Source organism: Acinetobacter sp. 797_lipA (assembly GCF_058243025.1).
The window spans coordinates 1,988,691-2,003,703 of the sequence record NZ_JBZAYQ010000001.1; the positions used below are offsets into that span (position 1 = coordinate 1,988,691).

Genomic DNA, 15,013 nt, shown 5'->3' on the forward strand with positions numbered 1-15,013 from the left:
CCGAAATACGCCAGCGCAGGCAAAACAATAGTTAAAATCAGTGAATGGTATTCGGTCGGGATAAGCTGTGTGTTAATACCCTCCTGCAATAAAACAGGAATTACACCCAATAAAAAAGCCCCAATTAGGGGCCATTTGACGCTGGTATATTTCAGCGCGTTTTCAGGAATGACTTTCATTTTTCCTCTCTCATATTTCGCTCATAAAGTTTGTTTCGGATTTCTTCAACTGTTCTTAAAAGCTGATCAGATTGTTTTTCAAGAACCTGAATACTTTGAGCGTTGGTTGTGGCTTGAGTGTTTACCGTATCTGTTTTGCTCGTCTGAGTATTCCAAGCGACAACAAATAAGCCTGCCAAGAAGATGCCGCCAAAGCGCACAAGACTTGTGGTGTTATCAATCTTGGTTTTACTTTCATGTAGTACCCTAATCTGCATATCCATTTCTTTAAACTTCGGATCAATCTCATTTCGGACTTGCTTAATCTCACTTTTGAAGTTTGACTTTGCTCGGTCTAAATCTTCTTGCAGATTGTCACGAGTCTGAGTTAAGTCATTTCGTGTCTGTTGATGCTCCTTATTGAGCTGCTCCAACTGCATATTCATACGGTCGAGCTTTTGGGGCATTTCAGCTAACTTATCCATGTTTTTGGATATGTCATTAATCTTGTCTGAGATGGCAAGAAGCTGCCCTGCAGTCGCTACTGGTGGATCAGATGAGTAGTCATTTGGCATTGCGCCCCCTAATTTCTGGCAATAAAAAAGCGCCTTGCGAAACAGTGTTTCTCAGAGCGCCATATACTTTTTAAAAACTTAAACTTCGATTTGAATCACTTCACTCAATGGTGCGAGTCGTTTGATCTCACCATCAGATACGAATACGGATGCTCCTAAGTTATAGCGGGTTGAGCTGGTGACCAGATTTAAGCCTGATCCACCTATTACCAACACTTTGTAGTTGGGATGGTCCACACTGGTAATCGTTCCTACAAACTCTGCAGCCGTAGGAAGCAAATCAATTAAACGCTGTAATGCATTACTCACGATTGACACGCTCCACTTTCACGGTCTGATTGACCACAGCATGACTAAACGAGACGCTTACGCTATCTACAATGCCCCACCATTCAGCATTAAAGGCCAACACCTCTCCTGGTACACATTCACCCACTTCAGGTGAAATCGGCATGCTGCAGGTATGGGTTTCGACCATGCCGGCTTTGGCAAGTTTGGCTTTGCCATACGCCCCCATGCTGACATGGTTGAACAATGGATTGTTTTCAGGCTGAAGTAAGGTATTTGCACTAGTTCCTGTGCGTTTCACTTGAGCGACTAATGCCTTTCGATCATTGGTCAGCGTGATGCCGTTGTAATCAGGATAGATCTGATAATCCGTTGATTGACTCACTACCACAGACTCAGGCAACAAGCGATCATGTTCAGCGATCGATAGCACATCCCAAAAGGCCTTTTTATACAGCGGTTTAATGGTTAGCGTATTGCTACTCTTTTCGCTATAAATAAACCCACCACCACTTTCAACCACCATTTTAATGGCATCGATTGGCGCTAAATTGGAATAACTTAAGCACTCACGCTCAACGATCCAGCCCAGTGCATCGATCAACTGCCAATTCAGTACCGTATTGCTGAACACGCGATCTAACTCTGCTTGGCACAACTGGACGGAGGTTCGATCGTTCTCTTGTAAGAATGAACGTAATGGCGCAGTCGGTGCGGCAAGCAGTGCGGTTTGACTGCGACCAATTAAGGTATAGGTGTCTTGCGCAAACTTACGAGAACGTCGTCGGTTCTCAAGCAGCATTTGATGCTCGGTACCATTCACGATAATTTTTAAAATCACAGGTTGGCCATTGATGGGTTCAAGTTTGCCAATCTGGGATGCTGGTACCGTTAAACTATAGGACCAACACCAGCAACTGCGATCGGTACTATAATTCCCGTCATAGACTTCAATCGTTAGACCATTGTCTAGGCGTGTCACAGATAAACTATTCAATATGTACCACCAATTACGATTCGGTATGCCAGGAATGCAATCATCTGCACCAAAGTTGAGTTCAACATTGTGTGCATCCGGTTCAACACACAAGCAAACAAATTCAAGATCGCCCGTCCCTTCATACTGAGGAATTTCAGGCTCTGGCCATGGCTGAACGGGATGCTTGCGATAATGAATAGATTTGGCTTTATCCCAAGGAATTTCGTCCTGTGTGACCAGCTCTAAGCCTTTATCCCAATCAAAGCTAAAACGCTTTTCAAAAACGTGCGCGACATGATGTGAAAATGAGATGTTGCGGCGTTTACGGATCATCTCCTGATGAGTCAGTTCACGGTTCAATCGAAGCTTGATCGGCTCATCAAAATACAAATCACGCGCAATACGAATCTTCAGATTTTCTTGCCAGCGCACACTTTGGTTATGGCTAAGCTTTAAGCCTTGTTCAAACGCCGCATGGATGGATTCAGATAAAGTCTGCCCACGCTCAAAGCCAATGTCACTGCCATGGTTCACCACCAATCCACGATCGTAAAAAAAGGTGTCATTTGACACCCTGAGTACTGGTTTCGACCATGGTATTTCCGTTAAACCAAGCTGTGTGATTGCGTGTTCAAACACAGCACTGAATCTCAGCTCAACACCCAATTGATGATTAATATCGAACAAGGCATCAAAGGCAGGATTGAATGACGTATTGATCTCCGCATCAAGGGAGCAATATGCATTAATCCCCACCACATTCAGCTCAGGGATAAATCCTGTATTGATAGTGGCTTCAAGCTGTGCAGCTTGCCCTGATACAGCATGAAACTCAGCTTGAAATGAAACCTCAATTTCTACTTCAAGTGCATTGAAATCAAAACTCAGTGCCTGAAACAAAGCCAAAAATGATGTATCAATTGTTGCGTCAAGTGATGCAAGGTTTTGCTCATCCGCACCAAAGTTAAGATCGGCAGATCCTGTCGCAATGTCTTTAAAATTAAGATTTACATGATGTGCATCAGGTGGAATATAGTTCGCCACATGTCCACCTCTTTTATGTAGATGGTTTGAGGATCAATGAGTTCATCATCAAGGTGCCACCCGCCTTTAATTCTGGATTAGCAATTGTAATGTTGGCACCCACAGTAAAGTCTGCAACAGGCTCTCCTGCACCATTGAGTAAGCGTGCCCATGTTGCGATGCCATCTTTAGTTACTACTGCTGCATCTGTTTGATTGAGCTCAATGTGGTCAGCATGCATAGTCTTTAAGCAAGGCTTTGGCAAAGTTAGGATCACTAGTTTTGCAGCATTATTGGCAGCTACTGAGACCGAAGCAGGTTTCGTATCATCATAAAAAATAAAGGAAGCATTTGAGCTTCCTTGATCAAGGTAAGTGGCCAGTGCTTGGAGTTGCGCAAGACTGGCTTTTAAGGAGGGTTGAATCATTTGGCCACCAGTTTGTCAGAGATGACTGCGTTATATTGCCCATTGGGATCAAAGGCCACCACAAAGCACTCCAGCCCTACGGCAATGTTCCGAAACGAATAAGTGCCATCAGGCTTTGAAACTGTTTCCCAAAGCAACTGCCGAGTACTTCGCTTAAAACAACATACAGGCACAGGTGAGTAGTTTTGACCGAGCTTTTTTGTTGTTCCCTTGACCACTCCAAAGCCCTGATTATTGTTAAGTATGACCATAATCTGTTTTGAAAATGATCCCACTACATATCCCATAGCTTCCAACTTTTGTTGGTTGGCTGTATATCCACCTAAAAACATTCTAAAGATTTTAATTCGCAATTTTTATTTCCTCGATAGGAAACGCATAAAACACGGCATAATCAGGTGAGCCTGCATCACTAATATAGTGCAATATGATTTTATGACTTAAATCAATATCTGCTGTCTCACTTGGAGATTGACTTGAGTTCATTGCTGGAATATCTATGCCCAATTTAACTTTATAGGCACCATACAAACAACCAAGAATTTGCCCGTTACCTTGTGCATACACACGCATTGTCTCAGCCGTAGTTGTGTTGAAAGAATCTAGGTTGGATGGAAGAAATGAGCTTAATGCTTGTTTTCGATAATCGATATATGAATATGGTGGGTTGTTTACTGGCACGCTATGAAATAATACCTGTACTGCTCCCAAATATGCCTTCGCTGAAGCAAGCATATTTCCATTCGACGCACCAGTAATGCTGCCATATGAACTTCCAATAACAACTGGGTATTTGATTGCATTATAGTTAAATGTATTTGTAGGCAAGATAGCAGCTATGCAACCATATCCTGTCGTGTTTGCTGTACTTGTAAGCATCACAAAATGATATGCACTGCCAATAGTTAGGGCTTTTCTAAAATTTGAAAAACCTTGTGTATAGCTGTAATTGTTAAAGGTTGCATTTGCAGCTTGTTGCAAATCCCATTTAAAACCATCTCCCGGCGTGAGAATTTCTTTATTTTCTCCTAACGCATTGGGGTCTGTGATAATGCCAGTTACAGGATCATATGATTTTCCTACACAAGGACTAATACAGTTACGTCTAGCAGATTGGTTTTGAAAACACAGTCTTAAAAAGAGATCCGATTCATCTAGCGATTTAAATTTATAGACTTGAATATTTAATTGTTCATAAACTAGTGCATAACCCATCGAAGCAATTTTTGTGGTAAATCCACCTGCAACTTCAGATGGAGCAGCATCAATGGTCATAGTGAGTGAAGTTGCGGTGACTGCATCAATCCAAAACTCGCCGCTATTAATTGCAGTCAATGGCCCTGAATTGATCTTAAGCACCCGATCTGCAGCATAACCATGGGACACACCGTAGTTCAGTGTTACTTGATTACCAGTCACCGAAACACTGGCCACAGTCTGTTCGTTATAGCCTTGTGACAGCATTTTCTTAAAGCGATCAGGAAACAGATTTTTAGAACCTGGACAAAAGTCCAAACCTACATCTGCAAAATCAAACATCTTGGTCTGTGTTTGCTTCATTGCCATTATGTTTTACCCATAAAAAAGACCGCCGAAGCGGTCATATTTGAATTGAAAGTTAAGCCACTCGGTCAATATCACCGCGTAGCATGATTTGGAAAGAGTCAGACAGCACTGTTGGTTCTGACTGCTTCACGGTGCGTATTACCCAAATCGGATGATTCGCTGCAATGGTGTTAAAACGCAGTACGTTGCCACTTGCCCAACCATTGCCCCAACCTTCCTTTTTAATAGTGAAATAAGGTGCATTAGTGACTGGATTGATTGGGGAGCAATCTTCAGTACGCACTCCAGTTCCGATCTGGCCAGAGCTTTCACCAATGATTCGGAAAGCATCATTAGAGGTAAAGACAATCGCCCAGCGCTCTTGAATGTTGCCCTTATTAGTAACATCAATCGGGTACAGAGTGTCGTTGTAGTTGGCTGAGATGGAAGCGCCCACCGCCTCATCTTTCCAAAGGCTGTCCCACGTCGCCTGTACAAACTTACGTGTATAACGCGCTTGCATATCACCAATCACCAGTGCTGAACCGACGATGGTATGAGCTGGATCATAGTTGTGCGTCAGAGGCTTAGTGAAAGTCACTTGGCCATTGATTTTGACATCACGCACTAAACCCATGTCCTGATAGCGGTACCTGGCTGAGATAGGTCCAGTTAAATTACCTAAGGCAAAATCACCGTTTAAAGTCACTTTGCCGTAGTCATAATCAACCACATACATATCAAATGGAATTTTAATCCCATCGGCATCTTCAAGTTCACACCAGGAGATCCGTGCATCATTCAATGGATAAGTTTGGCCAGCAATATAATCAGGTAATTCCTGCGACTTACTTGCACTCACAATCCCAATTTCACCCGATCGGAAAATCGGGACTCGTCCATCAATCGGCAAACGGACTGCAGATAGGCCCAGCAACTCAGCATCAATCGGAATATAGCTATAACCGACTGCGCTGTATTTGATGGTTTCAGGCAGCACCATAATGGGCTTGTGAATCCACTGCTTGGTGTCTTTGGTATATTCCAGCTCAGCTACATACCAATCCTGCGCCATAATTTCAGCACGGTTAGTAGAAGTCACTTCAATCTTTTCACGAAAAACAAACTGGCCATAGCCTTGTTCAAAGTTAAAGAAACCATCGCACTCCGCTGTATTAATCACACCAGATCCCGCTGGCATAATATTCAAAACACCACCTTCTACCTTGGTTGCTGACAAAGTTAAGGACTGCGCTCGAATAGGTATCATCGGTGCGCGATATGACACTTGGTTGGTTTTTACACTTTCCAGTTGTGTCACCAATGTCTCTAAGGTTGGATTATTCGCCGCACCTACATCCCAAGCAGATAGCTCTACGGCTCCATTCCCATAGTGGATCTGACCTGCCACCGTTCCTGCACCTGTGGTCACCGATGGATTGCGATAAAGCGATCCGAGCTTATCGACATAGGTTGAATCAGCCAGTGTAAAGCGAACCGAACCTGCAAGAATCTGCTCTGCAAAGCCTTCGGTTAAATCCGTTTTTAGCATAGAACCAATGAGGGTATCCGACCATGATTGAGCTGCTGAACTATCACGATACGAGACACTCACTATCACCGCAGTCGCCACTTCATTCAGGCTTAAAGTATGGGTCTCACTGGTATTTTCATACTTAATGGTCATCCCCAGCATGCCTGCCGCAATTGCCTCCTGAGACGTATTATGCGTTCCATAGTAAGGGCGCATAATCTTCTCGCGTTCGATCGCTTCAAGTGTGGTGCTTGGGGTGATACTCATGCTACGAGACGAATAGTTAATGGTGCCTTGCTGCTGACCTGCACCATTGATTAAACGCCCTGTGGTGGCATCAATCGGCATATCGCGCAGTTCAACCTCACCTGAATAGCCCATATACTTGACGGGTACACGCACCTTCACAGACTTAGGAATCAATGCAGCAGATCCATTGTCCAATTCAATTGAGATGCTGCCATTGGTCGGTACTGCAGTCACTTGAATTGAAGACTTAGCCCCTTTCTGACCTGATACATTGAACGTGGTACCACCATTAGGTAATAAGGTCGGCATCAGCTTGGCAACACCATCTGCATAATCAATCGTACCTGTGGCATCCCCTGTGAATTGCCCTTGGCCGTTATCGGTTGCTGTCTTAGCGACGCCATTCAACAACCAACCAACAGTTAAAGTACCTGCCACAATCGAATCGTTTACGGGAATCTCAACATAGGCTTTGTTAATTGTTAATCCTGAACGCTCCTGAGCCGTGATCATATTGCTCCACGTGATCAAGATTGCACTGCCGACATCGGCGAGCTCACCTGTTGTTAATGACATGGTACCCGTATCGTAATCGATACTGCCTGAACCAAAGGATGAATCAGCACCGCGTAATTGGCCTGCACCATTGTCTCGAAGCGTGTAGACCTGATTCTGAACCAAGTATGAGACTTGCAAACTGCCCGGTGATGGCAACGGAACCAAGTTACGGATCCAGTTAAAACCGATGTTCTCCTGATTGACATAAATCAGATCAGACTCAACTGGTGCAGTCACCGCAGCCGCCGGCATAAAATTAATCGTTAAATTAGTGGTCCCTGTCCCCGCACTTGCATTCCAAACCATAGATCCATTTTGATAATTGATGGTGCCAATGGATGTACCAGCGGCATTTTTAAGCTCACCGCCGACGTCGATAACCGCCGAACCAAATAAAGTAAACTCAACTGATTTTGGCATGACAGACGAGCCGAGATATAAGCTCGACACAGTATTAATGGTGACATTGCTAAAAGTCTTGGACAGCACCCCATCTTTAGCTTTAACAAACGCCACAGAGTCACCTGCAGCATTGATATTCACCATAGGGGTTTCAGTCTGTGCAGAGGGTACCAACTGCGTATACACATCCTTGGCAACCACCGAATAATCACCGACTTGTGCAGCCTCTTGAAGATTAGCGCTGGAGTAATACTTTCCCGTATCCGCCACAATAGTGTCACGGATGATGGTGGTACTCTTTTCACCGCTATACCATTGCTTTGCAGATAGCCCCACAAAATCGGCTTTTAATGCATCACTCAGGCCATAAGTGGCAATCTTATATTCCACCTGTTTGCCGTCAACCATCATAATTGCTGTTCGTGTTGATACTTCAGTAATCCGTAGGAATTGCTCAATTTCTAAGGCTTTGCCTTCATTTGAGATCAATACTATCGACTTACCAATCGATGACTCTGCTTCCTGAGGAAACATGGCCACTTGTAGTGACTTCATGCCTTTCCAATGCGTATCTAAAGGTGTGCCGGCAATCTGTGCACCCTTGGCCAAGTAGTTTTCAATTCGGTTTTGAGCGCTAGTACGCTCATCCGTCCAGCTATCTGTACTGAATAACACGGCGGAGACATTGGGATCTTGGGCATTCTGCGAGATGAATACCGTCGCCCCCATCAATGCATCGGTATCGGCTGTATCCACTGCAGCATAAATCTTTTGGATAGAAGTACGACCTGTGGTGCGATCCATCTCAGAAATATCATTGAACAGATTATTACTTTGACCGTCGACAATTTCACGGCCTGAGTACTTTCCTCCACCATCATCAGCATCTGTACGAATGCGTTCTGACTCAAGGAGCTTTAAATTTTTGGTTTCAATTGGCATCGCTTACCTCAATGAATCGCATAGTGACGTTAAAATAAGTATCAAGTGATGTTGCTGGAGTGCCTTTAACAGTAGAGCTTTCCAGTGCACCGTCTTTATGATTCCAAATCACATTAAACACACGCTGGTCATGTGGCCATTCAAACTGAAGCGTGAATTGCTCTTGCAGGTTCTGCCATAAACGAAGCGTGTTCAGTTCGCTCAGTTTGATCCAACCTTTAGTTTTATTGGCTGGCTGTAATGTGATTGGTCGACCTGCTTTCTTGCGGCCCTCTTGAATAATCAAGGCACCACTGATGGCAAATTCTTGGTTCTGTTCAATCACAGACCAGTTTTCATCAGACCAAAAAAAACCATCCTCAAGTTGGATGGTTTCTCCGGTCGACTTTCGTGTTAATCGCATTACGATCTTCCTTTAATTGCTTCGAGTTCTCGCATCATTTCCTCAAGAGCTGTGGCTTGATCGGGTGCCGCTGATACTGTCGCTGTCTGCCCCGTACCCATATCAATTTTGATTTCCACGCTTTGCTTTGTCTCCATACCTTCCATTGGTTGAATATCAAGACTAGTCGCAATAAGTGGAGCATCCGGCACGGCGGAAATTTGTTGAGTTGAATCTCCACCATTCGACAGTAATGAAGCATTACCACCACCTGTACCACGCGCTTGTGATTTGGCATTCAGCTCATCTGTGCGCGCTTTCATCTTGGCTTTGAAGTCATCCCAATGATCGTTTGTAGCCTTTTGCTCAGCACTGATCTCAGGCTGATCTCGTGAAGTCGCTTGGCTAACTTGACTGACAGTACGCTGAGTAGCAACAGCGGCTTGCTGGATCTCACCAAGTTTAGAAACGGTGGCTTTGCCAGTAGCATCCAGTTGAACCTCAAGCCCTAAATAAGCGGCCTTGGCATTCGCAGCAGCAATGACTTGAGCATCGCCCGAGGCATAAGCTAAACGAATGGTTTCCTCATATGCTTGTTGCAGAGCATCTTGAGTAGCCTCACCACTTTTTAAAATGGTATTGAAGTCATTCAAGGCGAGATCTGCTGCAAGTTTAAGTTGCTCTTTGGTTTTAATCCCTAACCGCTCAAAAGCTGCTTCGACTGGTGATAGGCTATCGGGAATTTCTTGCACGGCGCGTTTTACAGCCTGCATTCCCATCTCAACTTGTGATGTTGATAACTTCCCTTGTTCACCAAACGATTGAAGCTTGGCTTTAGCAGCCTCTATCTCAACTTCAGACTTTGCTGATGCTAACCATTTCTCCCACCCCATATACAGTGCATTAGCAGCTTGCTCCCCCTTTAAACCCAATTCATCAAGGCCATTAGCGTAATTGGTTAAGTGAACTTGGTTAGCAGCAAATTTTTCGGAAACACGATTGAGGGCAATATCAAGATCAACACCCAAAGCCTCAGCACCTTTACGTGCTTGGACGAGTGCTTTACCAGTGTTATTCACACTATCAGTGACTTGGTTGAACGCTTGTACTGAAACTTTTCCAGCTTGATCCGTGGTGACCATATAGCCTTTTGCTATTAGATCAGCCTGCATCATGCCATCCATGACGCCTTTATTCGCAGCAATAGCAGCTTCAGCATAAGCCGTAACAGCCTTTAACTTTTCATCTTCGGTGACTTTCTTGCCATTCAACTCGGACTGCTGATTAGCAAGCATTTGGTCCAAGGTTGCCTTAGATTGAGCCAGACTTTCTGCATTTTTCTGATCTTGGGTTTTACCGATCTCATCAAGAGCTTGCACACCTTTGGATTTAAACTCTAAAGCACCATCCGAAGCTTTCTTATAGTACTCCTGAGCCTTAGTCGCCATTGCATCCATATCAGCAATAGCTTGCTGCTTAACATCACCCCATGTGAACTTTGAAACTAGCTGCACCCAAGCGGCTGCCAAATCATAAATAATTCCAACGAATAGATTTGCAGCAATTTGAATTCCTTTAAACCCATCACTAACAAAACCAATGGCAACATTGAAAGCTTGTATAACCTTGGTGAAGCCATTCGTTTTAGAACTTGCCTCATCAATTCCGTTATTGAAATCATATAGGCCGCTTAGTACATCATTTAGGACATCAAGAGTGATGACAAAAGCCTCACCCAAGGTTTCACCTAGTGTTTTGATTGCTTCATAAATACTTGTTAGGGCTGTTTTTAAGGCAATAATCGTAGTTGTATCAATTCTCTTAAATTGGTCACCAACCCAAATAAATCCTTTCCCAATATCATTTAATAAGCTTTCAACAATATCCATATTGTCTGCGATAGTGACTAACCAATCAGCAACAGTTGCACTTGCACCATTAGATTGATCCATTTCACCAATAAGGATTTGCCAAGAAGTTGCAATCTTTTGAAGGGCATTGGTAATAGTGGTCGGAAATTGATCGTAAGTCTTTTGAACCTCACCGGCTTGGCTTTGCAGGGCTTTTGCCACTCGCTCAGCTGATAGTTCGCCAGCTTCAGCCATTTTACGAAGTTCGCCAGTAGTAACACCCAAGCCTCTAGCTAGAGCCTCTGCAACACCAAAGCCATTCTCCATGATCGAGTTAAACTCTTCCCCGCGAAGAACTCCACCTTGCATTGCTTGAATGAATTGCTGCACTGCTGCTTCACTTGCTTGGGCTGATCCACCACCAATCTGAATAGCTTGTGTAACCGTTTTGGTTAAATTTAATGCTTGTTGCTGGGTCATCCCCATGTCTTTACCAACAGCATTCAAGCGCGTAAACAAACTGCCTGTAGCATCAAGGCTAGAGTTTGTCATTAAAGCAACTTGGTGCACACCAGCCATTGCTGATGTGAAATCGCCACCCTCTCTAGTTGCAATATTAATGCGTGTCGAAAGGTTGGTGTATGAGTCAGCAGTAGTCGCCAATCCACTCACAGTAACACCAACACCCACTGCTGCCATTGCTGCAACCAATGCATTCACAGCAAACCTTGCGCCATTTATGCCCTGTTGCAAGCCAGTAGTGTTTGCAAGCAGATTTAATCGAAAGTCTAAATTCCCAGCCATGTTTTTCCCTTAATTTTTAGACATAAAAAAGCCCACATAAGTGGGCTAAATCTAGGAATAAAAAAACCCACTCAATGGCGGGTCTGTAATAATCTTAAACCTTTATTTTTGTATCTTACGATTCACTACATAGAAAGATGTTGAAAGCGATAAATTATTAATTGCTTTGCAAAAATTGGACGAAAGAGTAAAAAAGCACCCCAGGGTGCTTTTTTGATTACCTACCACATTGTGAACAAACCCACCGATTTGCTACTGCGGATGCTGGTTTAGCAATCATATGCCATAGAAGTATAAAGACCCATATCATTAACCAAATTCCTGCGGTAAAGATTGTTAAGACTAGATGCATCAACCAACTCATTTCTTTAATATTTTTTTGATGCAGAGTCTGCTTTCCGCACGACTTACAAAACATCATTTGTTGAGCTACTTTAGTTGCCATTTCAGTATTCCTCTCAACGCCCGCTACGAATCGTAGTAACTTTGCCATCTTCAATCACAACGACAAATGTTTTGCTATTGCTGTTATAAGTCAATTCACGCACTGAAACGTCTTTACCACCTACGTTTTTAACGTAGTCATAATGCGATGTTGGTTGGCCTGCGGCTGCAACGACTTCACCATAGCTTTGACCTTTGCGAACTTGCTTACCGTTAATGCTTGCCCCTGCTAAATTTGCATTTGCTAATGTAAAAACAGACATCAAAGCAGCTGTAATTAATAATTTTTTCATGAATTTACCCCTCGTTATAATTGGATAAATCATAACCTGCTAAAATTCACAGCACAATGTGAATGTTACTGGTCTTTCTCAAGACTCTTAATGAATTCATTGAACTTCTTATTGATAGCATTCTGTGACCTGGTCGCTATCGCAAAATTACGCATCTTCATGCGCTCGGCTTTTTGAGCTGCTTTGAGGTAGTGACGGAATGAACCGTAGCTCATTTGCATGATGCTTTCATGTGAGTGACCATTGGATGCCAACAACTGAAATACATCAAACCAACTGTTCTTTTTACGCGGATCCACATCGTCCCGGTGTTTAGGTTTTGACTCAGAAAAAAATGCGTCATTCACCTTAATCACAGCATCCAATAACAAGATATTAATTTCGCCCTCTTTTTTGAATAGATCGATGACCTGTTCAATGTTGTGTTGCAAACAATGGGCTATCAATTGCGTCGATTCAAATGGATGAGTATCAAAAATCTTTTGTGTGGTTTCATCTGAATGATTATTCAAAAAGTCTTTAATGACCTGCGCTGCACCCGACCACTCATCAAAGTTATGCATCTGCAACTGGTGCACCAATAGATCGCCAACTTTGACAGGTCGATTTGAAGCTATAAAAAAATCATTCATGATGAAATCTCAAAAAGTACAGGCACAAAAAAAGATGCCTAATGCATCCTATTTAAGTGCCTGTAGTGGGTTTATGCAGCTTTAGGAATTTGGGTGTAGTAACCGTATAAGCCAAGCGCACCATCTTTGTCTTTGGTCAGATCACCCAAGGCATCACCACTGATTTCGTAAGAACCAAACTCTTCATGAATTAGGCCAAAGCTCGAATCGGGCGATTTAATTGTACGGTGCAAAGCTAAGAACACTTTGTCTTTGCTGATCTTATCAATGCCTTCAAAGAACAATGCATATTCAGCACCGAAATCAGATGCGATCGTAGTGTGTGTCACGGCGCCAGTCGTGTACCCAATAACAACTTTTGGCAAATCATCAAGAAACTCGATCGTGCCATAAATTGCATCTAGCTTATATTTCGTTGATTCAATAGGAACTGGTATTGATGCTCCATCAGTCACTGTTGGTACAGTCAAATTAAAACCATCCAGTTTGATCTTTTGACCTTTAGTGACTGCACCTAAATCATGGTCAGCTACGGTTTTGGTTGCGACTGCGACATTTTTACCTGACAGGATATATGCTAGGTTATCAGCATCAACCTGCTCAAGTGTGCCGCTAAACGAAACCGCTGTAGTGTTGTATAGCACTAAATCGGTCGTATCATCACCTGACATTGACTCGGTGTGCTCAATCTTGTCAGCAGTGATTTCAAGCGTAAAGTCAGGAATGTTGCCAAGTTCACGCATGGCACCAACAACGCCTTCAACAATTGGGGCAAGGGAGAACTTACCACGTAATGAAATGTACTTCTTAGCCATTCGCAGGTACCTCTTTAGTTTTTGGTTTAACTTCTACTTTTACCTCTGGCTTGATTGCTTCAATCACACCATCATCTAAAAGCTGTTTAATTTTGACTTGTGGTAGATCACCCACAATTTGCCCTTCCATCCATGGACCAATTGGCTTTAAGGCTTTGTATTGCGTTTTCATAATTTACCTAATTCACATTAAAAATTTTTGCTTCAAATAAAAAAGGCATCCACAATTTTCCTGCCGCACTCATATGTTGAACGCCAGCATTCGCTCGCTGTAAAATATCAACCCCAACTAGATCAGCATCAAAACCTTGTAATTTTTTGAGAACCTCAATAATAAAGGGACTGGCTTTCTTGCGAATTTCAATCGTGTTTTCAAGTTGCGATCCAGCTTCTTCAACTGCCAACACAATCAACCACTGCTGATAAATGCAATTTACCTGACCATTATTGAGCGTCTCACCTATCCGATCATCGATATAAATCACACTAACAGATGGGGATACAGTAGCACCCTGCATCATATCTTCGATAGAAAAGTGGGTATAAACCGCCTCAATACCATCAATTGTTTTGAGTTGATCAACAATCGGTTGCTCAAGTGCAAAGTAATCACCGTTTTGCATCTTTTAATACCTTCTCTAGATAGTCTTCGATTTCAAGCAGCATATTTTGCGCATCATCTTCTGACACGCCCAAAATTGGACGTGCAGGATTTACAACACGCTTAGCACTCACCCAACCACCCTTTGGCGTTCTGAACTTTAAATGAGGCTTCGATTTGGGGGTGATGACTGCACCATAATGAAACCAAGGTGCATAAACCACATTCGTTGCGATCTGCACACCACCATTACTTGTTTTAGCAAAAAACGAGTTAAGCAAACGACCTGTATCACGCCCCGTTTTTCCACCCTGAGCAATAGCACGCCAAGACTTTTGCCAAGGTTTGCCATTTGGTGCTACACCGCGATCAAAACGATCATGAATACCATCGAGTAAAATATCGCCGAGATCGTTAAACAGAGGCTTAAGATCACTCGTCTCTTTTACAACACGAGCAAGCCATTGATTAAGCTTTTCTTGCCCCTGAAAGTAGACCGAATCACGTGTCAT

The 15,013-nt window shown here is 43.3% G+C and carries 15 protein-coding genes; all 15 read right to left on the reverse strand.

The genetic code is table 11. The features are described from left to right. Positions 1 to 175: 175 nt before the first annotated feature. Entirely contained in the window at positions 176 to 733 is a 558-nt protein-coding gene (locus AC4CU2_RS09700; protein ID WP_490768728.1) for a coiled-coil domain-containing protein, read from the reverse strand. Positions 734 to 811: 78 nt separating this feature from the next. Beyond that, on the reverse strand, positions 812 to 1,042 hold the full coding sequence (locus AC4CU2_RS09705; RefSeq protein ID WP_490768729.1) for a hypothetical protein: 231 nt from the start codon (positions 1,040 to 1,042) through the stop codon (positions 812 to 814). Beyond that, positions 1,035 to 3,044, reverse strand: a complete 2,010-nt coding sequence (locus AC4CU2_RS09710) for a hypothetical protein (protein WP_490768730.1) — start codon at positions 3,042 to 3,044, stop codon at positions 1,035 to 1,037. Before AC4CU2_RS09710 ends, AC4CU2_RS09705 begins: the two co-directional genes overlap by 8 nt. A gap of 13 nt (positions 3,045 to 3,057) precedes the next feature. Continuing rightward, on the reverse strand, positions 3,058 to 3,450 hold the full coding sequence (locus AC4CU2_RS09715) for a hypothetical protein (RefSeq protein ID WP_490768731.1): 393 nt from the start codon (positions 3,448 to 3,450) through the stop codon (positions 3,058 to 3,060). Continuing rightward, positions 3,447 to 3,803 carry a hypothetical protein gene (locus tag AC4CU2_RS09720; RefSeq protein WP_078425809.1) on the reverse strand — a complete coding sequence of 119 codons (357 nt, stop codon included), beginning with the start codon at positions 3,801 to 3,803 and terminating at the stop codon, positions 3,447 to 3,449. Before AC4CU2_RS09720 ends, AC4CU2_RS09715 begins: the two co-directional genes overlap by 4 nt. Next, positions 3,793 to 5,016, reverse strand: coding sequence for a hypothetical protein (locus AC4CU2_RS09725; protein ID WP_490768732.1), 1,224 nt, complete (start codon positions 5,014 to 5,016; stop codon positions 3,793 to 3,795). The genes AC4CU2_RS09720 and AC4CU2_RS09725 overlap by 11 nt, the downstream gene beginning before the upstream one ends. A 52-nt stretch (positions 5,017 to 5,068) precedes the next feature. Then, positions 5,069 to 8,680 carry a hypothetical protein gene (locus tag AC4CU2_RS09730; protein ID WP_490768733.1) on the reverse strand — a complete coding sequence of 1,204 codons (3,612 nt, stop codon included), beginning with the start codon at positions 8,678 to 8,680 and terminating at the stop codon, positions 5,069 to 5,071. Continuing rightward, positions 8,670 to 9,083: a hypothetical protein gene (locus tag AC4CU2_RS09735; protein WP_490768734.1), complete on the reverse strand. Its 414-nt coding sequence runs from the start codon at positions 9,081 to 9,083 to the stop codon at positions 8,670 to 8,672. The genes AC4CU2_RS09730 and AC4CU2_RS09735 overlap by 11 nt, the downstream gene beginning before the upstream one ends. Next, the gene (locus AC4CU2_RS09740) at positions 9,083 to 11,716 is read right to left on the reverse strand and encodes a tape measure protein (protein ID WP_490768735.1); all 2,634 of its coding nucleotides are present in this window, start codon (positions 11,714 to 11,716) and stop codon (positions 9,083 to 9,085) included. The genes AC4CU2_RS09735 and AC4CU2_RS09740 overlap by 1 nt, the downstream gene beginning before the upstream one ends. Positions 11,717 to 12,174: 458 nt before the next feature. Then, positions 12,175 to 12,453 (reverse strand): DUF2845 domain-containing protein, encoded by a 279-nt coding sequence (locus AC4CU2_RS09745; protein ID WP_171304145.1) that lies wholly within the window; start codon positions 12,451 to 12,453, stop codon positions 12,175 to 12,177. 65 nt (positions 12,454 to 12,518) lie between these two features. Next, positions 12,519 to 13,085, reverse strand: coding sequence for a hypothetical protein (locus AC4CU2_RS09750; RefSeq protein ID WP_419282920.1), 567 nt, complete (start codon positions 13,083 to 13,085; stop codon positions 12,519 to 12,521). 71 nt (positions 13,086 to 13,156) lie between these two features. Beyond that, positions 13,157 to 13,900 (reverse strand): phage tail tube protein, encoded by a 744-nt coding sequence (locus AC4CU2_RS09755; RefSeq protein WP_490768736.1) that lies wholly within the window; start codon positions 13,898 to 13,900, stop codon positions 13,157 to 13,159. Further along, complete coding sequence (locus AC4CU2_RS09760; RefSeq protein WP_087010908.1) at positions 13,893 to 14,072, reverse strand: hypothetical protein; 180 nt, start codon at positions 14,070 to 14,072, stop codon at positions 13,893 to 13,895. The genes AC4CU2_RS09755 and AC4CU2_RS09760 overlap by 8 nt, the downstream gene beginning before the upstream one ends. 7 nt (positions 14,073 to 14,079) lie before the next feature. Then, positions 14,080 to 14,523 (reverse strand): phage tail terminator protein, encoded by a 444-nt coding sequence (locus tag AC4CU2_RS09765; protein WP_490768737.1) that lies wholly within the window; start codon positions 14,521 to 14,523, stop codon positions 14,080 to 14,082. Beyond that, positions 14,510 to 15,013, reverse strand: coding sequence for a phage virion morphogenesis protein (locus AC4CU2_RS09770; protein WP_094148703.1), 504 nt, complete (start codon positions 15,011 to 15,013; stop codon positions 14,510 to 14,512). The genes AC4CU2_RS09765 and AC4CU2_RS09770 overlap by 14 nt, the downstream gene beginning before the upstream one ends.

Bases quoted from the DNA above. Each gene is read 5' to 3' on its own strand.
- AC4CU2_RS09760 (WP_087010908.1), bottom strand. From the start codon at position 14,072: ATGAAAACGCAATACAAAGCCTTAAAGCCAATTGGTCCATGGATGGAA.
- AC4CU2_RS09755 (WP_490768736.1), bottom strand. From the start codon at position 13,900: ATGGCTAAGAAGTACATTTCATTACGTGGTAAGTTCTCCCTTGCCCCA.
- AC4CU2_RS09715 (WP_490768731.1), bottom strand. From the start codon at position 3,450: ATGATTCAACCCTCCTTAAAAGCCAGTCTTGCGCAACTCCAAGCACTG.
- AC4CU2_RS09770 (WP_094148703.1), bottom strand. From the start codon at position 15,013: ATGACACGTGATTCGGTCTACTTTCAGGGGCAAGAAAAGCTTAATCAA.
- AC4CU2_RS09735 (WP_490768734.1), bottom strand. From the start codon at position 9,083: ATGCGATTAACACGAAAGTCGACCGGAGAAACCATCCAACTTGAGGAT.
- AC4CU2_RS09765 (WP_490768737.1), bottom strand. From the start codon at position 14,523: ATGCAAAACGGTGATTACTTTGCACTTGAGCAACCGATTGTTGATCAA.
- AC4CU2_RS09700 (WP_490768728.1), bottom strand. From the start codon at position 733: ATGCCAAATGACTACTCATCTGATCCACCAGTAGCGACTGCAGGGCAG.
- AC4CU2_RS09745 (WP_171304145.1), bottom strand. From the start codon at position 12,453: ATGAAAAAATTATTAATTACAGCTGCTTTGATGTCTGTTTTTACATTA.
- AC4CU2_RS09730 (WP_490768733.1), bottom strand. From the start codon at position 8,680: ATGCCAATTGAAACCAAAAATTTAAAGCTCCTTGAGTCAGAACGCATT.
- AC4CU2_RS09740 (WP_490768735.1), bottom strand. From the start codon at position 11,716: ATGGCTGGGAATTTAGACTTTCGATTAAATCTGCTTGCAAACACTACT.
- AC4CU2_RS09725 (WP_490768732.1), bottom strand. From the start codon at position 5,016: ATGGCAATGAAGCAAACACAGACCAAGATGTTTGATTTTGCAGATGTA.
- AC4CU2_RS09750 (WP_419282920.1), bottom strand. From the start codon at position 13,085: ATGAATGATTTTTTTATAGCTTCAAATCGACCTGTCAAAGTTGGCGAT.